The organism is Actinokineospora enzanensis DSM 44649, assembly GCF_000374445.1.
GTDB lineage: Bacteria > Actinomycetota > Actinomycetes > Mycobacteriales > Pseudonocardiaceae > Actinokineospora > Actinokineospora enzanensis.
Genome location: NZ_KB894420.1, coordinates 1 through 18,744 on the forward strand (window position 1 = coordinate 1; position 18,744 = coordinate 18,744).

Consider the following 18,744-nt stretch of genomic DNA (forward strand, 5'->3'; position numbering starts at 1 on the left):
AGCGACAGAAGTTATCCACATTCTTTCCGATACCTCGCCTGAACTGGGGAGATGCGTTTAGTGATCACCGTGGGCCGTCCTCAGGCCGTGAGATGAGGGCTTGGCAGCCATGCCTCAGTCATGGCCCGGCGGATGCGGTGGGGGCTTTCGGGGATGAGGTGGGTGTAGGTGCGGGCGGTGAAGGCCGGGTCAAGGTGGCCCAGGAGGTTCGCCAGCTCGATGAGGCTCACGCCGTGGGCCAGGAGGTTGGATGCGAAGGTGTGGCGTAGGGCGTGGAAGCCGTCGATGCGTTTGCGGTAGGGGGTGGCGGTGGTCTGGAAGGCGGGTACCCAGATGTCCCGGGCGAAGTTGTTCCCGCGCCACACTGGGGGCGGGAAGGGGTGGCGTTGCGACGGCGGAGGTCCGGGGACGAGTAGTCGCACGGTGATGAGGTCTCCATCCGGGACCAGCCACGGCAGGGTGACGTCATATGGTTCGTGAGCGGTGGTGTGGTCGTCAACCATCGTGATGAAGTCCTCGGTGATGAAGACTTCGCGTGTCTTGCGCCGCTTGGGCAGTCCGAACACGGGCTTCCCGTTGATCCAGCGGATTTGCCGTTGAATGTGAAGCTTGAGGTTATTTCGGTCCATGTCGTCCGGGCTGAATGCGAGTGCTTCCATTTGGCGGTGTCCGGCACGCAGGGCGATGTCCATCAATGGTCGATACTCCGGAGGGAGGCCGCTACGGATAGTGAGGCACTTTTCCCGAGGCCAGGGCTCCGGCCGGTATTCCTCGGGAACCGGCCTGCGGACGCTGTCAGCCTTGCAAGGGTTTCGTTCGAGCAACCCGTCAAAGACGGCTGCTTGCAGAAATCCCGAGATCGTGTCGAAAATCTGCGCCCGGTAGGAATCCTTTACGCCTCTTCCGCTTGACCAGTCCAGCCACTCTCGCATAGTGCTGGTTGTGAAGTGCTGGACAGGCACGTCGCCGAGGTAGGGCAGGACCATGGTGTTCAACCTGGTGTCCACACTGGCCACGGCGATCGGGTCTTTGGATCGACCTTTGCGCACTTCCGTTGTGTAGTCCCGGAAGGTGATCAATTTCGGTTCCGGCTTCTCCTCAGGCTTAGAGGCCGGCAGCAGCTTCACAAGCGGGCTTACCTGGTGCAACGCCAGGAACTTCTCGGCTTCACCCAGGCTGCGGTCCGGGAAGCTCTTGGACCGCTCGCTGCCGTCTGCGTAGTAGCGGACACGATAGCGCATACCCGTGCCGTGCAGCGCGGTCTTGTCTTTGAGGGGACGGCCGTTCTTTCCGACAATGACGTTCCCGGTCGCATCTTTCCTGTCCTTGTACCAGCGATCCTCAACGTGTCCGGCCATGGGAGTACCCCGTTTTCCTTTCGTCGTGATTGCTGAAATATTGGTCAGGCGGCTAGCTGGCCCTCGGTGCTGGCGTCAAGCCATGCGGCGATATCCTCCGGCCGATAGCGGACATGTTTGCCCATGCGCACGAAGGCCGGACCGGTGCCCTTGTGGCGCCATTCGGCCAGCGTCTTCTCCGGCAGCCGCAATAGTTCGGCCAGCTCTTCCGTGGTCCACAATCGGGTCGGTAATCCGCTATCATCCATGGTCTATCCCCCCAGTCCGGTCACGCCGCAGTCGCGGTTGCTGAAACACCCGGCCCGCCTGGTGGCCCGGCAGCGGCCAACAACGCCGTGTCGTATTCGGCCCGCCAGGTCACGCGTTCGGCTATGGCCCGCATGATCAGGTGGTCTCTCGGCGGGGCGTTACGGTCGCCGGGGGCGAGCCTCCGCCAGGCCCAGGCCGAGGTATCCCGGGCGGGTTTGACGATCCCCACCGCCGCCAGGGCCTGGGCGACGAACGCGGCCCGGTCGGCCTTGTGATCGGCCAGCGTCTTGCCCGACCACTTCCGGGACACCAGCACCCGCCGACCTGGCAGGCCGAGGGTGGTGCGTCGGTGAGCGCGTCCCTTGCAGTGCCCGGGGATGGTCCTGGAGGTGGTGCCCTGGGGGTGGACGCCGTAGAGCAGCCACACCGCGCACCGGGGCGAACAGGGCGTGATCGCGAGTTCGGCGTGGAGTCGTTCGTGGTGGTCACGCTGGCCGGGAGTGGTGGCGGTGATGATCTCGCCGGTGGACTTCGTGAGGTACTTGGTCAGGTAGCCGATGTGGCGTCCGGCTTCCTCGGTGCCGCCGAGGACGCCCTTGGAGTGCACCTGGGCGCCGAAGGTGGCGACGTGGGCGGGCTCGTCCACCAGGTCGACCGCGTCCGCCCAGGTGGTGAGCGGTTTCCGAGTCTCCGGGTCGACGAACGCGGCAGTGTGCGCGTCCCACACCGGCAGCCTGTCGCCGCCGTAGACCGGTTCGTCGTGCGGGGGCCACCACACCTGGAGATAGGTAGCGGCCGTTACCTGTCGGATCGTGTCGTGCGGGATGGCCCCGCGGATTCCCGCGTGCAAATGAGGTGCTGTTCTGCGCTGGGGTTCGACCGTGGCGAAGTACTGCACATCCCACCCGACGACGCGGCGTAGGTTCTGCCACCACCGGTCCACCAGCGAGGCGAAGTGCACCGCGTCCCGGGCCGCCCGCCGATAGTCATAGGTGCCCGGGTCGACCGGGGAACCATCGGAGCGGACGGGGCCGTAGGTGTCGCAGGTGAGGGTGACGAACATCGAGGGCCGGAACCGCCCAGCGAACTCACGGCCCACAGTGCGCTTCTCGACCTTGCGCCGGGGCAGGTTCGGGGCATCCTGCCGCCGCCTGGTCGAGCGCACCGGCGCCCTCTTCACCGGGGCCGTGTCCGGCGACGGCAACCGACCCCGGACACCGAGCCGCTGAAGCTCGGCATCCACCGAGCGGATCTCCTCCCGCAGATCGTCCGCATCGGCCCCGGCGGTGTCCCGGTACGCGGCCACCAGGTCCGCGCGCAGCTCGACCAACGCCGTGTGATCCCCGGTCGGGGCGGTGTCGCGCGTCTGCGGTTCCTCGGTCAGGTGCCACCCCTCCCGGCACTGGGCGATCCGCAACGCACGCGCCTTACGGGCACACGGCAGACACACCGACTCGACCGTGGACCCACACGGCACACCCACATAGCGGACCGCGCCATCGGTGGTGTCGGTGACCTCCATCGTGAACGGCCGCACGCACACCCCGTGCTGTTCGGCGGTGACACGCACGACCTCACGCGCCAGCGGCCCCCGGGTCCGGGTGGCGATGTCGACGATGTCTGCGGTCATGGGGTCACGTCCATCGGTGACCCGCCGCCCCAGACGTGGAGCTGTTCCGAACCGAACGTCCTGCGCTGGTGGGGTTCCATGCCCAGCGTGCCGTCCACGCCCGCCCACACCCTCACCCGTGCACGGCCGTCGGTGAGCGTGCCGATGACCGCCACGTGTGCCGATTCGTCGTTGTCCGGCCGCCACACGGACACCACGCAGTCCACCAAGGTGTCGGACCACTCGACGAGATCTCCCACGGTGTCGATCAACCGGCCCCCGTGCAACTGCACACTGATGTGGGTATCGTCGCCGGATGCGTACCCGGAGACACACAGGTAGGCCGGAACGGGCAGGTCCGCGAACACCACCAGGTGCTCACGAAGAGAGTCCATGATGGACAGATAGTCGGGGATGTCCACGAGCGCCGTGGGACTGCCGTACACGAGGGTAGTGGTGTTCATGCTGCTGTTCCTCCGGAGGTGAAGTCGTCTGTGTCGGGGAACGGGACGATCACGGCAGACCCGCCGGTGATCTCGTTCCGTAGTTCGATCAGGTTCGTGTCGGTGACCAGGAACGCCCTCGCTCGCACGGGTTCGCGTTGGCCGTCGTGCTTCACCCACGCCACACCAGGAGTCGACTCGGCGATCTCGTGGGCCGCCGCACCGCGCTGGCGGACGCCGTCACCGAGGACCATGTCCACTTGGGCCGCTTCGTCCAGGCGCATCGCGACCCGGGTGGGGAACAGGTTCCGGAAGGGGACCACTTCCTTGCGCGGGTCCTGCACGAACCCGACCACGCACACCCCGGGAGCACGGCCCTGCGAGGTGATGACCTGGAGCGCGGCCTGCGCGCGTTCACGCAGCCGCTTGTCCGGCAGATAGGCGATCAGCGCGGCCAACTCGTCCACGATCAACACCGTGAACGGGACACCGCTGTCCTTGGTCCACGTGCGACGGACACCCCGGAACCGGGTGGCGCGTGCCCGGACGTCGCTGGCGACCTTCTCCAGAAGCTCCACGGCTTCCTCGGGATCGTCATAGGCCAACTCGGAGAACACCTCCGGGCACTGGCCCAGCTCCATACCGCCCTTGGGGTCGATCCCGACCAGGCGCACCACACCGGCCCTGACCATCGGCGCCAACGCCCAGACCAACGCCCACAGGACCGAGCCCTTGCCCGCACCGGTCGCCCCCACCGTGAGCAGGTGGCCGCCCAGCAGCCGCAGGCACCAAGGCTTACCGGTCTCGGTGCGGCCCACCGGGACCTTCTTCAGATTGACCGTCGCGGCCGTGTCCAGGGCCGGGAGGGGGATCGGGTTGGCCAGCGGGTCGGCCCGCATCAAGTCCAGCTCCAACCGCCCCGGCTTGACCACCCGAACCCGGCATGAACCGGCGCCGAACGAGTGGGCCAGCCCCGACGCGCGCAGTTCCCACTGCTCCGGCGCCTGCCCTTTGACCATGCGGACCCGCACCCGGTCGCGCCACCACTCCGAGCGCACCCGCTTGAGCTTGGGCAGGTGCTCCCGGCGACCGGCCTTCCCGGTCAGCGAGGCCAGGCGCATTACCGTGCGCCATTGCCACGCGTACACCGCCACCCGACGGAACTCCGACCTGGCCCACGCCATCCGACGCGTGAACACATCCGGCGCCTGCCACCACCACACCGCCAACCCCGCGACCACGGGGACCACCAGGCCGCCGAGCAACCACCACCCACCGACGTTGCAGACCAGCAGACCCAACACCGCCGAGGCGACCGTGAGCGGGTAGTACCAGCTCATCCGCACGAACTTCGCCGTCACCCACACCGCAAACCAGACCAGCACCACCGGCAACAGCACGAGCTTGGCCTTGCCCGGCAGCATGGTCCACCACGGCAATCGGGGCCGTGCGACCTCCAACGGGGCCGGGTCGATCCACCGGCCGTTCCCGCCCTTCACCACGCACCCCGAGCCGTGGCCTGCGACGGCACCGAAATGGTGTCGAAAATCAGCGCGAGCATTCCCGCGCACGCCGCGCACTCCACATCCCCCGGCAGCAGACGCGCGTATTTCCCGCATTGACCGCACCGCGTCCGACGAACCAGGGTGACCCCCCTTGCGCGACGGGTACGCCTATCCCTTACCATCATTTTCGTTCACTCCCCCGAGTGGACAGTCACAGGAACGGGACGAGGCCGCCAAACCATTGACCCGTTCCTGTGACCTAACCCGAAATAGCCCTTCCCTAGGCGCGCGGAATCGTCACACGACCCGCGTGCGAATTATCGATAATCACCCCGCCGTAGCGTCAATGATCGTCCGCGTTCACGTTCCCGTTCGTTGGTGTGTCCAGGTCTTCCGGCCGGTACACGCCGTGGGTGAGCTTGGATAAGGCGACTCCCGCCGCCCGCGCCGCCGCCTTTCCGGCGTCGGACCACTTCGTGCCCCAGTTGTGTCGCCGGTACCAATGCGCGTCCAGGTCGGCCGCATGCTCCGGCCGGTACAGGCCGTGCGTGGTCTTCGCCACCACGATGCCCAGGGCCCGCCGAACCGAGGCGGCGAACGCCGTCCAGTTCTCGTACCGACTGTGTTCCAGGTGATCCACCTCCGTCCACTTCTCCGGGTCACCCTGGAACGGCCGCCACGCCTTGTTCGCCAACGCCTTCCGCCGCCACCGCCGGTACCCACTGGCACCGACCACACCACAGACGTAGCCCAGGCCCCAGACCCACCGCCGCCGGGTCATCGCGCCCCCTCGGAGGAATCGGCCGCATCCCGCACGGACAACGGGTTCGCGACGTCGAGGTTCTCCGGGCGATACAACCCGTACGTCGCCGCCGCGACGCGATACCGGGCCATCTGCCGCCACGCGCACAGGCGCTTCCGCCGATCCTCGAAGAAGGTGTAATACTCCCAATCCTTATCGGTCCACAAGTTGCAGTCCCCTTGAAACGGCCCAGCGGCCCGAAGCAACCACCGCCGCCGACGCCACCGCCGATACAGACTCGCACCGGCCACACCGGACACATAGCCGAACGCCCAGATCGGCACCCGTAACGCCCTCACCGCGAACCTGCCTTCTGTCGCTTCTGCGATCCCTTGGCCGTCACGTCGGACGTCGACCTGCCCGCACGGCCTGCGGCCACCAACCCGGCAGCAAGCCGGGAACACCGATCTGCCTCGCCAAGCGCCTGGTGGTGATGAAACCGGTCGATCTCCGCCACCATCCGGTAATACTCGGCACACGCGGCATAGAAGGCGGCCTGACCCTCGATCGACAATCCCTTGACACCGGCTACGTTTCGCAGCCGCGCACCGATCAGGGCAAACGATCGGATGGCATCCACACTGGTACCCACACGAATAGCGGGAACCAGATTCGGCCGATTCTCCAACACCTCACTGGGAATGGACGCCGGAACAGTCTCCGCCTTCTCCCGCTCACGAGCAGCCCAGTAAAGGGCCTCATGCTGGTGGCCACGGTCCTGAACGGCAATCCGCTCATAGGCTCGCGCACTCCGACCGAAGAAACTCAACCACTCCCTGGCCGAAGCCTGCACATGCGGACGCACGTGCACTAACGCCACATGCACATCCCGCAGGATGTCCGCACTCATCGGGTCTAGCTGTACTTCTCCCCCCGACCCCCGTGTGATAGATTGTGACATGATTGACCTCTTCCGCTCAGTGGAAGACGCGGCGGCGAACGGTTTTCAAGGCTTCCCGGCAATGGACCGTTCGACGCTGTGCGCCTCTTAAGCCCCCTCAAAAGCGAAATCTGCTTACGATAGCCAGTCGGGCGTCGTTTCTTTCGTGCCGCACGCCCTCGAACGCCTGCCCGAAGCGCACGTTCCGGTCACCCCACTCCGAGAACGGGACGACGGCGATGGGGTTCCCGCCAGTGCCTACGCGGCCTTGTTTGGTGCCTCGCTCGCGGACTTCCCCGCCCGAGTACTACCGGCGGCCGGGCTCGCGCCCGCAAACCCCTTGGCCCGGTAGACGTAAGACTGGTACTTGAACTCCCCACTGCCCGCCACACGCGGCTCAGCGGTCAGGCCCGCCAGCTCGATCGGCCGCATACCCGGCAGCACCTCCGAGGTGGACGGGACCGGCTGCACGTCCGCCAGAAACGTGATCTCGAACGACGCCCGCTTCGCGTTGGGCTCGCCCGGGTCGGTGACCTTCGCCTTCCACTGCCGCTGTCCGGTCTCCTCATCCACCCGCTGGCGAACCGGCCGACCGGACGCCCTGTCCTCCCGTGACTGGTACTCCGTGTCCGGAGCAACCTCGCCGATAAGGACGAGGCCCTGCGGGAACGCGTCATCGAAGTTGATCGGGAACCGGTGTCCCTTGCTGATCGCCATGGCGTAGGCAGTCCTCTCGCTGGTCGTCAGGTGGGGCGCTACCCCCTCGTGAAACCATCGTATACGTAGCTTCGTATACGCACAAGTGGTGCGTATACGAAGGCTGCTACGCCTCCCCCGCGCCATCACGACCAGGGGTGGCGCGGTCGACACCGAAGGAGGATCGGGATCGATGACGGGATCAGGGCCAGGCGGTGGCACGGTGGACACCGAGGGAGGGCCGGGACCGGTGCGGGAGCCCGCCTATGTCTCCATCGCGGGCACGTACGCGCGGCTCATCCGGGGCGGAGACCTGTCGCCCGGGATCCAGTTGCCCAGCCACGCCGAGATGGCGGAAAAGCACGGCGTGTCGGACATCGTGGTCCGTAAGGCTATGGAGCTACTCAGGAGTCAGGGGCTGGTCCGAACCGTTCGCCGTCGTGGCATCTTCGTCGCAGACCGTGCCAACCTCGTGCGCATTTCGCCGGAACGCCAGATGCAGAGCCCGGAAGTGTCATTCGGAGCAGAATCCGAAGAGTCGGTCGACGTTCACCGCGAAACCGCGCAAGTCTCCGCCACAGACGAACTTGCGGACATCTTCGGAGTTCAGACTGGGGACGAGCTTGTCTATGTCATCACGCGCGTTTCGAGCGGCGGGCATCCTGTGTCGATCTCGGACACCTATCACCGGGTAGGCGCGAACGGGGCGGCCGGCGCGACCGTTCTAGAGGAAACCCTTGCCGACAAGATGCCGACGAAGGTCCATGCGGAGTGGTTGCGCACGCCCGTGGGAGCCCTCGTCAAGACGGTACGCCAGGAGTTCCGCGCGGTAGACGGGCAGATGTTGATGATCTCCGACATCTCCTACCCGCAAGACCGTTACGACGCGTTTGTGTTCAGAATGAATCTCAATCCTGATTCTTGAGACTGCTGGCCATCCCGCCTGCCTGGGCCGGACATCCTGACCGATGTCCGGCCCGGACTTTCAACGGCGTACCCACCCCTCGGCGACATCGGGAATGTTCCACCATGACACGTGTCGTGAATCCTCCGACTCCAGTGTCCAGCCGTTCGACAACGCCTCAAAGAACGCATCGTCTCCGGTCATTCCCCCCTTGTGCTGCCCAACGAAGATCAGACGCTCGCCGCCTGCTCTCTCAAATGCTGCCAGGGCTTCCGATGCCATGGGCGCACCCCAACCTGGAGGCCAGCAGAGCAACAGCACATAGCCCGGCCGACTGGCTACATCCCTGTCGAACTCTTCAATATTCCCGACATGATGCCAGGTTTCAATCTGCCCGGTCGCAGGCGAGAAGGAACTATTGTCTTCCTTGTCTGGGGGTGATGAGTCGTACGCCTGGACACTCACGCCCGCGCGGGTGATCTGTGCCGCCCAGTAGCCCCGGCCCGCTCCGAGTTCGATCATCGGCCTACCTGCACAGAACGCGGCTATCCACTCTATGGTTTCCGGAGACGGGATCGCATATGCAAATATTCCTTGTAAGAGCATCTGGGCATACGCAAGTCGGCCACTTCCGTTCGAATGGCCAGCATTTACTAGCCTGCGCCCGTCGCATTCATGCACAAAGGGCGAAACGATGTCCCAATACGGATTCTCGCTTTCCGTGCGCCCGCCCGTCACATAATGAACGAAGCGTAGATCGAACGCGTTGTCTATCCGATTATCGCCTGTTCCTGGCAATCCCAGGGCGGTACTCAGATAGTCATCAACTTTCGGATATTCGACCCGAAGGCGTTCTTCGTCATTCAGCAACGCCGCCAACACCTTCCGGCGTTCCTCTGTCAAGGCAAGCTCGATCACGCCGCCTGTCCTTTCAGATCCGCATTCCTGCCGCTATGACTCCAACGCTCATCCACATCGACCACCGTAGGCCCTCTGAGGCGCGCTCGTCACCTGCGACGATCGCGTGATCCCCAGACTGGGCCGTTAGCCCATCCAACCTTTTGCGCACTTCCAGCGGGGGCAACCTGCGTCGCTCCCGCCGTCTCACCCCCCAGCCCGCACCAGTCAAGACCTTCCCGAGATGCCGACAAGGGGCGCGCCGCTGGCCCTGCATGTTCGTGGTTGCTGCTGAATCTGGCTCTATGGGATCAAGGCCGCGCCGCCCGCGCGGCGCGGCGCGGTGTGCCTGTCCTGGTGGCAGGCCGGTCCGTATCCATCGCGCCACAGCGCGGGCTCCCGCTCCGCTTCGCCCGCGCGGGCGCGCGGCACAGCCTGCCACCGGGTCGAGACGCACCACACCGCACGGGCGGCGCCGATGCAAACCGACGAGGACCGATGGTTGACACTGACCGGACGCTAGTGCGGCCTGAGCTGCTCCGCTCCGTTGGCCGACAGCTCAGAAATGCCCGAGAAGACCTGGGATGGACACGGTCTCAGGTGGTCAAGCGGGTCGAGTTCGAGCTGCACGTACAGACCTTGGCGACATATGAGCAGGGGACTAGGCAATGCACGCTAGGCCGATTCGTCGCGATCTGTCAGGCGCTGGGCGTGTCTGCCCTGGACGTCCTCAAAGATGCAATGGAGCAGACAGAGGTTCCCCCGCACAAGTTGGTTTGCGCGGTCGACCTGCGAGTGATCATGGCGGGAATTGACCCAGAACTCGAACCGCTACGACGGTGGGCACGTAATCGCCTCATCGCCGACTCCAAGACGCCCGTGGTGCCACTCGAACCTGACGAGGTCGCGACCCTTGCGATGTTCTGCGGTCTGTCCCATGAAGACTTTTTCCAGCGCCTCACCGGCGCTGACGGGTGAACGAGCCCGCCGTTCTAGCCCGAGACCGACCTTCGCATAAAGAGCAATGTGGCCTCAGGCGGTCAGGACGCGTTGCCAACCTGGTCGGTACCAGGGGCGCCCGCCCCTGGACCCCTGGCACCCGTGGCACGATCCGCGCAGACGTTGATCTGAGCTGCCGTCCGTAGCGCGGATCGCACCACGGGAACGTGGAACAGGCTCGCGCACAGCCTTCGATCCGGAGCGAATACCACCCCACGGACCTCAGATCGCGCGCGAGCCCCAGGCCGTTCAGGCCGTTCCCGACCGACGCCCAGGCCGTCCACAGGCCGTCAGACGTCAGGTACCAGCCGGAAGCAATCGGCATCAACCAGTAAGAACCCGCAGGTCACGACATTGGCTGCCGCGAACCCCCAGGTGGCGACAGCGTCGAAAAGATATCCACAGTCAAGATCCACACCCCCCGTTTCAAGATCCACCGCCACCCCCGCCCGGTAGAATGGGCCCTGGGGGATCCCCCTGGGAGCGGTGGGCTCTGTGTGGGGGCGACTTGCGCGAGGCGCGGGGGCGCGCGTCGGAGCGAGGGGCGATGTCGATCAGGCCGGGAACCGCGTGAACTTGAGCCCGTCAGGCGCGGACATGCCCACTTGGTCGAGGACGCGACGAAGATCAATTCGCGAGCCCGTAGATAGCCGCCTGGTACAGACATGCTTTGCCGCGAGTGTTGGTCAAGGGCGTGCCGCGATGTCGCTCAAGCCGGACAGCATGACGTGCCTCAGCAGTGCGACCTGGAGCGTCCTCCGGCGAGGTCACCAGTGTTCGGCGCGAAGCTTGCCCTCGATGTCCCGCACATGTCGGCGCGCACAGGTCGGGCACAACCAGCGAGGGCCGCGTTCGTCCTGTTCCGTCACCCAGGACAACGCTTCCAGCGCGGTCGCCTCGGTGCGGGAGCGGCCGCAGAGAGCACAAGCCGGGTCTTCGGTCATGGTCGATCAGGCTACGCCGCGTGGCCGAGGTGCACGGTGGACGCATTGAGCACGAAGACGTCGTCGCGGGCGGCGACCCAGTCGGGGCCGTCTCGTGTGAGCAGGCGTTCGAGGATGTCGCGGTCGGATTCAGGCAGGCGGTCGGCGCCGACGGCGGCGAGCCATGCCAGCCAGTCCGCGACCGACTCCCGAACCTGCTCGGTGGCCGGTGCGGGCAGGTCGACCAGGTAGCTGAACGCGGTCACATCGCGCAGCCCGACGTCGGTCAACGCGCGGTTCCAGCCGATCGGCAGGCGGACCGCGCCGTCGATGGCCGCGCGCATGTCGGCGAACCAGGCGTTGCGGGCGGCGACGAGCCGGTCCTGCAGGCCCGGCTCGCCGATGCCGAGATCCCACGGCAGACAGTGCGTGTGCAGTCCACCTTCGCTGAGCGCGAGCTGTCCACCCGGGCGCAGCAGCCGCGCCAGCCCCGCGAGACCCGCCAGCTGGTCGGGCAGGTGGTGCACGATCCGCGACGCCCACACGAGATCGGCGGCGGGTACGAACTCGGCCAACCGTGGTTCGGCGGCGTCCGCGCGCACGGCGACGACCTCGACCTTGTCGACCGCCCGCACCTGCTCGACCGCCACCGCCTGCAACTCCGGCACCGCGTCGACCAACACGACCCGTCCACCACCCCGCGCGGCGAGCGCGGCCGCCAACGCGACGGCCATGCCACCCGTGCCGGAACCGACATCAACGACCGTGGCCCCCGCAGGCAGCGAATCGACCAACCGCCGCGCGACCCAGCCATTGACCTCGGCCTCGATCGCATCGGTCCGCCGCATCACCGCGACCCGCTTGGCCCAGTCGATCCCGTCATGCGTGTGCACCATGCACCCCACGCTAGGCGGCCCCGTCCGGAACCGCGCACCCATGATCAGGCACCCGCACCGCGCAGCCACCACCGACTCTCGCCCGGCGGTCGCCCACGTCTTGGTCGACATCGCAGCCGCGCGCAGAGACCACCGCCCCATCACGCCCCCACGCGCACCGACGATCAAGCCGTTCATCATGATCCGCCCGCCGCCCACGTGCGGGATCGGATCCCCTCCTGATAGCACGGCCACTACGACAACCATCGCGACAGCGCACCTCCCCCTTCAGGAGCAGGTAGCCGCACGCCCGACAACTGCACGACCAATCTGAACGGCTCGCTGTGTTCGCTGGCCGCAGTGCGATCGACTCACCGCTTGATCGCCCTCACCGCTTGATCGACATCGCCCCTAGCCCCGACGCGCGCCCCCGCGCCTCGCGCAAGTCGCCCCCACACAGAGCCCACCGCTCCCAGGGGGATCCCCCAGGGCCCATTCTACCGGGCGGGGGTGGCGGTGGATCTTGAAACGGGGGGTGTGGATCTTGACTGTGGATAACTTCTGTCGCTGGGGTGGGTGAAAAGCTGGGGTCAGTCTTCGTCGGCGAAGCCGGGTTGCCAGTGGGTGATGATGTCTCGCATGGAGAACTCGGCGTCCAGTTGGCAGAGGATGCCGGTGGCGCCCGCGGTCACGCGCTGGATGAGCAGGTATTGCGGGGGCAGGTTCAGGGAGCGGCCGGTTTTGAAGTCCTGGCCGCGTAGGTCGCCGACGCGTTCGCCCTGGCGTTGCATCCAGCGGCGGGTGAAGTGGAAGCGGTCGACCGAGGCGGGTTCGATGAACGGGGCCAGGTAGGCCAGGACGTGGTCGGGGTCCAGGCGCATGCCGGGGCGGATGAAGCCCTCGTCGCGCATGAGTTCCATCAGTTCGGCGGAGTGGCCCTGGAGGGACAGGCGGGTCATCACGCCGAGGGGGCGGGGGAGGCCCTCGGGAAGGCGGGCGACGGCGCCGAAGTCGAGGACGCAGAGGCGGTCGTCGGGGGTCATCATGAAGTTGCCGGGGTGCGGGTCGGAGTGCAGCAGGCCCGCGCGGGCCGGTGAGGAGAAGTGGAACTCCGACAGGAGCCGACCAGCGCGGTCGCGTTCGTCGCGGGTGCCGTTGCGGATGATCGTGGCGAGGGGGCGGCCGTCGACCCATTCGGTGATGGTGACCTTGGGGGCGCTGGCCAGCACGCGCGGGACCAGGACCTGGTCGTCGCCGGCGAAGGCATTGGCGAAGGCGCGCTGGTTGTCGGCCTCGGCGCGGTAGTCGAGCTCCTCGGTCATCCGGTCGGCGAGCTCCTGCAGCAGCGGCTTGATCTCCATGCCCGGCGCGAACGGCTGGAACAGCCTGCTGAACCGCTGCAGCTGGCGCAGGTCGGACAGCAGGGCCTCGTCCGCGCCCGGGTACTGGACCTTGACCGCGACCTGTCTGCCGTCGTGCCATACCGCCTTGTGCACCTGGCCGATGCTGGCCGCGGCAGCCGGGCGGTCGTCGAAGTCGGTGAACCGGCTCGACCAGTTGCGGCCGAGCTGCTGGGCCAGCACCCGGTGCGTGGCCTGGGTGCTCATCGGCGGGGCCGCCGCCTGCAGCTTGGTCAACGCCTCCCGGTAGGGCTCGGCGAGCTCGTCGGGCACCGCGGCCTCGAACACCGACAGCGCCTGGCCGAACTTCATCGCGCCGCCCTTGAGCTGCCCGAGCACCTCGAACAGCTGCTCGGCGGTGCGCGCCGACAGCTCCGCGCTCACCTGCTCGGCGCTCTGCCCGGCCAGCCGCTTCCCCCAGCCGCCGACGGCCCGGCCCGCGACGCCCAGCGGAATGCTGGCCAGTCGGGCCGTGCGCGCGACGGTCTTGCGTGGCATCTCGGTCACCCGTCGATTGTCCCTTGCCGGGACCCTCGATCGCAGGGGATTCCGGTGCCATATGCGGGTCCGTACCGCCCAGGACACCGTTTCGAGGGTCGGGAAAGTCGCATATGTCGGTTGTGTGCCGCGTCGGGTGACGATCTCACGACCCCGCGGCGCGGCGGGTTGTGGGCTATCCGCGGCCTCCCCTCGCCACTGCCCGGCGGCGCCGGGACCGGGCCGGGAACAGGTACCGGTAGCTCGGGTGCGCGGCTGCCCCGCAGGCGCAGTCCGGGTGCGGCGCCCACGGCCTGCGGTCGAGTTCGGCGGCGAACGCGTCGACCTCCAGCGCCGTGTTCCACGTGCTCGGCGTCGGTACTCGTGGGTCGCGCAGCCAGCCGAGCGCGTGCAGCGTCTGCGCCGCCGCGACGCCCGCGGTCGTGTGCACGGTCGACAGGTCTACCAGCTGACTGCGCCCGGCCAGCTGCCCCGCGACCGTCGGCCAGCACGGATCGATGTGGGCGCGGTGGTGGTCGGCGCAGCGCAGACAGCTGCTCACCCCCGGCACTACCAACGGCCCGACGATGCCGACACCGTCGCGCGCGCTCACCCGCAGATGCGGGATACCGCGCTCGACCAGCTCCGCTGTGACGGCCGGTTCCGGCACCAGCGCGTCGGTGAGCAGCGCCAGATGTGGGCGGGCGCGGGAAAACCGGCGGGTGACCACCGTGTCGTCGGCGCGCCGGACCGCGTCATGCGCGGCGGGTTGTCGGGCCCGGCCGACGTCCTCCGGCCGCAGCCCCGCGCCGACGTCCTCGGCCGCCACCCGGCCACGCGCGTTGACGTGCACGTGACCGACCCCGGCCGCCGCCAGCTGACAGGCGATCGCCACGGCCAGCCGTCCACTGCCGTGGATGTACACGCCCAGGCCTGCGCGCTCGGCCGGATGCGCCGTGCTCGGCCGCTGGGCGGACACCGTCGTGTCGGCCGCCAGCCTGCGCGGCACCGGCGAACCCGGCCCGGACGCGTCCTCCACCAAGCCGCGGCCGAGCAGGTTCGCCAGCAGGTCGGCCAGGATCTCGCGGTGCGGTGGACCGACCCCGGCGAGCAGCTCCGCCGTGGTGCGCCCGCCGGTCAACCTGGCGGCCGCGGCGGCCACCGGTGCGGGCAGGTCGCGGACCACCACGGCGCGGCGTGGGTCGAGGCCGATCTGGAGCTCGCCTGCGCGTCGCTGGAGCACGGCCACGCCGGGGCGGAAACGGGGGCGAATGGTGTCGTTCGTCATGGCATCAGGGTGGCGGACGCGGCCGAACGGCGTATCGGGTTGTCCACAGGTGAGAGTCACACCCGCCCGGTCCTCCCGCAGTGTCGGTGCGGGCGATTACCGTTGTGCCGTGGCCGAACCACGCGTCGAGGTGCGCCGGAGCAAGCGCCGAACCCGCACCGTCACGGCGTACCGCGAAGGTGACACCGTGATCGTTCTCATCCCGGCCCGGCTCTCCAAGAAGGAGGAGGCGCACTGGGTGCAGGAGATGCAGCGCAGGCTGCTGCGCAACGAGACCCGGCGGCGCTCCCCGGCCCGCACCTCCGACGCCGCGCTGCTGGAGCGGTGCGGTGAGCTCTCCGACCGATACTTCGACGGCGCCTGCCTGCCGCGCTCGGTGCGCTGGGTGCCGCCGATGCGCACGCGGTGGGCGTCGTGCACGCCGGTCGACCGGACGATCCGGGTGAGCGAGCGGTTGCGGGAAGTACCCGCGTGGGTGCTCGACTATGTGCTGGTGCACGAGTTGGCGCACCTATTGGTGCCGGGGCACGGGGACGACTTCTGGACATTGGTGCACGCGTACCCGAAGACCGAGCGGGCGGTGGGGTACCTGGAGGGGCTCTCGGCGGCGGCCGGGTGGGGGATCTCGGGGGACGACTGAGGGCCTGGGGTGTCCACAGGCTTGGGGGAGTTGTGCACAGTTCTCGATCGGGGGATCTTGACAACTCGGGGAATCGGATAGCTTGCAGTGCCCCCGCTCCCAGGTGGGCAGGGGGCATGCGAGGTGAGTTTCCGGGATGGCGAAAAGCCCCGCGGGGAAGTGGCCCTGCGGGGCTTTGTGCAGGTCGGCCGAGTCTTGGTGACGAGAGGGAGGAACCGCTACTTCTCGTCGGGCTTTTCGGCTTCCTCGGTGCGCTTGAGCTGGGCGATGGGGTCGTCGTCCAGGTTGGGGGTGCCGCCTAGGCGGTCGCTGAAGTCCAGTGGCTCGTCGAGGTCGGCGGCGGTGGGCATCAGGTCCGGGTGGGCCCAGAGGCCGTCGCGGGCCTCGATGCCGTGTCGGTCGGTGATCAGGCGCCACAGCGCGGTGGCGGCGCGCAGCCTGCGGGGGCGCAGTTCCAGGCCGACCAGGGTGGCGAAGGTCTGCTCGGCCGGGCCGCCGGAGGCGCGGCGGCGGCGCAGCGTCTCGCGCAGGGCCTCGGCGCCGGGCAGGCGCTCGGCGACCGCGTCGCCGACGACGATGTCGACCCAGCCCTCGACCAGGGCCAACAGGGTCTCCAGGCGGTTGAGCGCGGCCTGCTGCTCCGGGGTGGTCTGCGGCTCCAGGATGCCCGAGCGCATGGCCTGCTCGATCGACTCCGGGTTGCTCGGGTCGACCTGGGTGGCCAGTTGCTCCAGCGCGGAGGTGTCGACCTTGATGCCGCCCGCGAACTCCTCCACGGTGGCCAGCAGGCGCTGACGCAGCCACGGTACGTGCGCGAACAGGCGCTGGTGGGCGGCCTCGCGGGCGGCGAGGAACACCATCACCTCGCTGGCCGGGCGCTCCAGGCCCTTGGTGAACTCCTCGACGTTGGCGGGCAGCAGCGCGGCGGTGGCGGCAGGCCCGAGCGGGAGGCCGATGTCCGTCGCGGTGAGCACCTCGGAGCCGAGCTGGGCCAGCGCGTTGCCCAGCTGCGAGCCGAACGCCATGCCGCCCATCTGGCCGACCATCGCCAGCAGCGGGCCAGCCTGCTGCTTGGCCTCCGCGGGCAGGGCCTCCACCCAGGCGCCGGACATCCGGCGGGCGACCGGGTCGCACAGCCGCTGCCAGGTGGGCAGGGTGTGCTCGATCCAGTCGCGCGCGGTCCACGCCTTCGTGGTGGTGGCGCCCGCCGGGAACGTGGTGGCCGGGTCCAGCCACATCTCGGCCAGGTGCACGGCGTCGACCACGGCCTTGGTCGCCTCGGCTGGCGCGGTGAAGCCGACCTGGCCGCCCAGCTTCTGCACGGCGATCTGCTTGGCCAGGTCGTAGTTGACCGGGCCGCTGGACGACCCGGCCTGGCTCATCATCTGGCCCAGCTGGCTGAGCATCTGCCCGAGCTGGTCGAACGGGTTCGCGCCCGCACCCCCGCCCTGGCCGTCGGGCTTGTCGTTCTTGTCCCGGTCGTCAGGGTCCGGCGCGCTGAAGCCGAACGAGAACTCGCTCATGCGTCCACGGTACGCGGCGACGCGAGCGGTGCGCCGTCCGGTGATCCGCCCTCCGCGAACGCACGTACCCTCTTCCCTCGTGAGCACCGCACCGGAAGCCCCAGCTCCGCAGCAGCCCGTGACCGACTCGGGCGGGGGATGGTCGTCGCCGCTGTCCGTGATCTCGCTGTCCCGTCGCGGGTGGACAGTGCTGGTCGGGTTCGTGGTCTCGGTCGGACTGCTGCTGGCCGGGTTGCTGGTCCCCATCCCGTACGTGTCGCTCGGGCCGGGACCGACCTACGACACGCTCGGCTCCGTCGAGGACGTGCAGGTCGTGTCGGTGGACGGCGCGCCGACCTACCCCGTCACCGGGCAGCTGCGGATGACCACGGTGTCGGTGAACGACGAGATCACCCTCTTCGGCGCGCTCGGACTGTGGGTCAGCGGCCGGTACGCGCTCGCCCCGCGCGAGGACTACTTCCAGCCGGGGCAGACCGAGGAGCAGATCGAGCAAGAGAACACGAAGATGTTCCAGGACTCGCAGAGCAACGCCGAGATCGCCGCGTTGCGCTACCTCAAGTACCCGATGAAGGTGATCGCCCAGCAGATCACCTCCGGCTCGCCCGCGGACAAGGTGCTCGTCCCCGGCGACCAGCTGGTCGAGGTCAACGGCAAGCGGGTGGCCGCGGCCGCCGACGTGCGCGGCGCGCTCGCGGGCACCGCGCCCGGTCAGCAGGTGGCGATCACCTACAAGCGGGACGGGCAGGAGAAACAGGCCACGATCACCCTGGCCAAGGCGACCGACTTCGGCGAGAAGGAACGGCCGGAAGGGTTCATCGGGCTGGGTGCGACCGAGCGGCCGGACGTGAACTTCAAGACCAACATCCGGTTGGAGAACGTCGGCGGGCCGTCCGCAGGCCTGATGTTCGCGCTGGCGATCATCGACCGGCTCACCCCGCGGGACCTGGCTGGCGGGCAGACCATCGCGGGCACCGGCGAGATCGACGAGGTCGGCAACGTGGGCCGGATCGGCGGCATCCCGTTCAAGATGGTCGCCGCCAAGGAGGCCGGGGTCAGCACGTTCCTGGTGCCGGAGGGCAACTGCGCGGAGGCCAAGGAGAACGCGCCGGAGGGGCTGCGGCTGGTGAAGGTGTCCACGCTCGACAGTGCCGTGCAGGCGCTGGAGGACATGAAGGCGGGCAGGCCCGTCCCCGGCTGCTGACCTCTTTGTCCGAATAGGACAGTTAGGACCGTGTGGTCGGCTCACCCGGTCGGGTGGGCGGCGGCGACCTCTTCG

19 protein-coding genes and 1 pseudogene are annotated in these 18,744 nt (G+C 68.0%); 5 read left to right on the forward strand and 15 right to left on the reverse strand.

The genetic code is table 11. From position 1 onward, the window contains the following. Positions 1 to 80: 80 nt before the first annotated feature. The 9 genes from C503_RS0120550 to C503_RS0120590 all read right to left on the reverse strand — a co-directional run bounded on the left by C503_RS0120550 (position 81) and on the right by C503_RS0120590 (position 7,563). Positions 81 to 1,358: a tyrosine-type recombinase/integrase gene (locus C503_RS0120550; protein WP_018684105.1), complete on the reverse strand. Its 1,278-nt coding sequence runs from the start codon at positions 1,356 to 1,358 to the stop codon at positions 81 to 83. 44 nt (positions 1,359 to 1,402) lie between these two features. Continuing rightward, positions 1,403 to 1,606 (reverse strand): helix-turn-helix transcriptional regulator, encoded by a 204-nt coding sequence (locus C503_RS0120555; protein ID WP_026316522.1) that lies wholly within the window; start codon positions 1,604 to 1,606, stop codon positions 1,403 to 1,405. A 20-nt stretch (positions 1,607 to 1,626) separates the two neighbouring features. Continuing rightward, positions 1,627 to 3,237, reverse strand: coding sequence for a replication initiator (locus C503_RS0120560; protein WP_018684107.1), 1,611 nt, complete (start codon positions 3,235 to 3,237; stop codon positions 1,627 to 1,629). Continuing rightward, the gene (locus C503_RS0120565) at positions 3,234 to 3,680 is read right to left on the reverse strand and encodes a hypothetical protein (protein ID WP_018684108.1); all 447 of its coding nucleotides are present in this window, start codon (positions 3,678 to 3,680) and stop codon (positions 3,234 to 3,236) included. Before C503_RS0120565 ends, C503_RS0120560 begins: the two co-directional genes overlap by 4 nt. Then, positions 3,677 to 5,158 carry an FtsK/SpoIIIE domain-containing protein gene (locus C503_RS0120570; RefSeq protein ID WP_018684109.1) on the reverse strand — a complete coding sequence of 494 codons (1,482 nt, stop codon included), beginning with the start codon at positions 5,156 to 5,158 and terminating at the stop codon, positions 3,677 to 3,679. The genes C503_RS0120565 and C503_RS0120570 overlap by 4 nt, the downstream gene beginning before the upstream one ends. Positions 5,159 to 5,507: 349 nt before the next feature. After that, entirely contained in the window at positions 5,508 to 5,945 is a 438-nt protein-coding gene (locus C503_RS0120575) for a hypothetical protein (protein ID WP_018684110.1), read from the reverse strand. Beyond that, positions 5,942 to 6,250 (reverse strand): hypothetical protein, encoded by a 309-nt coding sequence (locus C503_RS46100; RefSeq protein WP_026316523.1) that lies wholly within the window; start codon positions 6,248 to 6,250, stop codon positions 5,942 to 5,944. The genes C503_RS0120575 and C503_RS46100 overlap by 4 nt, the downstream gene beginning before the upstream one ends. 11 nt (positions 6,251 to 6,261) lie before the next feature. Further along, positions 6,262 to 6,816 carry an AMED_5909 family protein gene (locus tag C503_RS47345; protein WP_211222432.1) on the reverse strand — a complete coding sequence of 185 codons (555 nt, stop codon included), beginning with the start codon at positions 6,814 to 6,816 and terminating at the stop codon, positions 6,262 to 6,264. A gap of 288 nt (positions 6,817 to 7,104) precedes the next feature. Next, positions 7,105 to 7,563: a hypothetical protein gene (locus tag C503_RS0120590; protein ID WP_018684112.1), complete on the reverse strand. Its 459-nt coding sequence runs from the start codon at positions 7,561 to 7,563 to the stop codon at positions 7,105 to 7,107. Positions 7,564 to 7,792: 229 nt separating this feature from the next. Between C503_RS0120590 and C503_RS0120595 the strand changes: the two genes are divergently transcribed. Then, the gene (locus C503_RS0120595; protein ID WP_018684113.1) at positions 7,793 to 8,467 is read left to right on the forward strand and encodes a GntR family transcriptional regulator; all 675 of its coding nucleotides are present in this window, start codon (positions 7,793 to 7,795) and stop codon (positions 8,465 to 8,467) included. A 60-nt stretch (positions 8,468 to 8,527) separates the two neighbouring features. Here C503_RS0120595 and C503_RS44775 read toward each other — a convergent pair whose 3' ends face one another. After that, positions 8,528 to 9,364, reverse strand: coding sequence for a hypothetical protein (locus tag C503_RS44775; protein ID WP_084477235.1), 837 nt, complete (start codon positions 9,362 to 9,364; stop codon positions 8,528 to 8,530). A 477-nt stretch (positions 9,365 to 9,841) separates the two neighbouring features. Here C503_RS44775 and C503_RS48900 point away from each other — a divergent pair. Further along, positions 9,842 to 10,051 (forward strand): annotated as a pseudogene (locus C503_RS48900) (helix-turn-helix domain-containing protein); the annotation flags it as partial. Positions 10,052 to 10,054: 3 nt separating this feature from the next. Then, complete coding sequence (locus C503_RS47975; protein ID WP_245572542.1) at positions 10,055 to 10,321, forward strand: XRE family transcriptional regulator; 267 nt, start codon at positions 10,055 to 10,057, stop codon at positions 10,319 to 10,321. A gap of 788 nt (positions 10,322 to 11,109) precedes the next feature. On the opposite strand, the gene C503_RS46855 is transcribed toward C503_RS47975, so the two are convergent. The 4 genes from C503_RS46855 to C503_RS40135 form a co-directional block, all read right to left on the reverse strand. Continuing rightward, positions 11,110 to 11,286: a hypothetical protein gene (locus C503_RS46855; protein ID WP_169514571.1), complete on the reverse strand. Its 177-nt coding sequence runs from the start codon at positions 11,284 to 11,286 to the stop codon at positions 11,110 to 11,112. Positions 11,287 to 11,297: 11 nt separating this feature from the next. Next, positions 11,298 to 12,161: a class I SAM-dependent methyltransferase gene (locus tag C503_RS0120605; RefSeq protein ID WP_018684115.1), complete on the reverse strand. Its 864-nt coding sequence runs from the start codon at positions 12,159 to 12,161 to the stop codon at positions 11,298 to 11,300. A gap of 569 nt (positions 12,162 to 12,730) precedes the next feature. Further along, positions 12,731 to 14,038 (reverse strand): ABC1 kinase family protein, encoded by a 1,308-nt coding sequence (locus C503_RS0120610; RefSeq protein ID WP_051114890.1) that lies wholly within the window; start codon positions 14,036 to 14,038, stop codon positions 12,731 to 12,733. 175 nt (positions 14,039 to 14,213) lie between these two features. Next, positions 14,214 to 15,305, reverse strand: coding sequence for a ThiF family adenylyltransferase (locus C503_RS40135; RefSeq protein WP_018684117.1), 1,092 nt, complete (start codon positions 15,303 to 15,305; stop codon positions 14,214 to 14,216). A 109-nt stretch (positions 15,306 to 15,414) separates the two neighbouring features. On the opposite strand from C503_RS40135, the gene C503_RS0120620 reads away from it, so the two are divergent. Beyond that, a complete protein-coding gene (locus tag C503_RS0120620) occupies positions 15,415 to 15,945 on the forward strand; it encodes a M48 metallopeptidase family protein (RefSeq protein ID WP_018684118.1) in 531 nt (176 codons plus the stop codon). Positions 15,946 to 16,163: 218 nt separating this feature from the next. On the opposite strand, the gene C503_RS0120625 is transcribed toward C503_RS0120620, so the two are convergent. Next, a complete protein-coding gene (locus C503_RS0120625) occupies positions 16,164 to 17,468 on the reverse strand; it encodes a zinc-dependent metalloprotease (RefSeq protein ID WP_018684119.1) in 1,305 nt (434 codons plus the stop codon). Between the two features lie 79 nt (positions 17,469 to 17,547). On the opposite strand from C503_RS0120625, the gene C503_RS0120630 reads away from it, so the two are divergent. Further along, positions 17,548 to 18,669, forward strand: coding sequence for a YlbL family protein (locus tag C503_RS0120630; protein WP_245572543.1), 1,122 nt, complete (start codon positions 17,548 to 17,550; stop codon positions 18,667 to 18,669). Positions 18,670 to 18,744 lie beyond the last annotated feature (75 nt).

Excerpts from the sequence above, each read along its gene's own strand:
- C503_RS46855 (WP_169514571.1), bottom strand. The coding sequence starts at position 11,286 with ATGACCGAAGACCCGGCTTGTGCTCTCTGCGGCCGCTCCCGCACCGAG.
- C503_RS0120550 (WP_018684105.1), bottom strand. The coding sequence starts at position 1,358 with ATGGCCGGACACGTTGAGGATCGCTGGTACAAGGACAGGAAAGATGCG.
- C503_RS0120610 (WP_051114890.1), bottom strand. The coding sequence starts at position 14,038 with ATGCCACGCAAGACCGTCGCGCGCACGGCCCGACTGGCCAGCATTCCG.
- C503_RS0120590 (WP_018684112.1), bottom strand. The coding sequence starts at position 7,563 with ATGGCGATCAGCAAGGGACACCGGTTCCCGATCAACTTCGATGACGCG.
- C503_RS0120575 (WP_018684110.1), bottom strand. The coding sequence starts at position 5,945 with ATGACCCGGCGGCGGTGGGTCTGGGGCCTGGGCTACGTCTGTGGTGTG.
- C503_RS0120605 (WP_018684115.1), bottom strand. The coding sequence starts at position 12,161 with ATGGTGCACACGCATGACGGGATCGACTGGGCCAAGCGGGTCGCGGTG.
- C503_RS0120565 (WP_018684108.1), bottom strand. The coding sequence starts at position 3,680 with ATGAACACCACTACCCTCGTGTACGGCAGTCCCACGGCGCTCGTGGAC.
- C503_RS0120625 (WP_018684119.1), bottom strand. The coding sequence starts at position 17,468 with ATGAGCGAGTTCTCGTTCGGCTTCAGCGCGCCGGACCCTGACGACCGG.
- C503_RS0120555 (WP_026316522.1), bottom strand. The coding sequence starts at position 1,606 with ATGGATGATAGCGGATTACCGACCCGATTGTGGACCACGGAAGAGCTG.
- C503_RS47345 (WP_211222432.1), bottom strand. The coding sequence starts at position 6,816 with ATGAGTGCGGACATCCTGCGGGATGTGCATGTGGCGTTAGTGCACGTG.
- C503_RS0120560 (WP_018684107.1), bottom strand. The coding sequence starts at position 3,237 with ATGACCGCAGACATCGTCGACATCGCCACCCGGACCCGGGGGCCGCTG.
- C503_RS40135 (WP_018684117.1), bottom strand. The coding sequence starts at position 15,305 with ATGACGAACGACACCATTCGCCCCCGTTTCCGCCCCGGCGTGGCCGTG.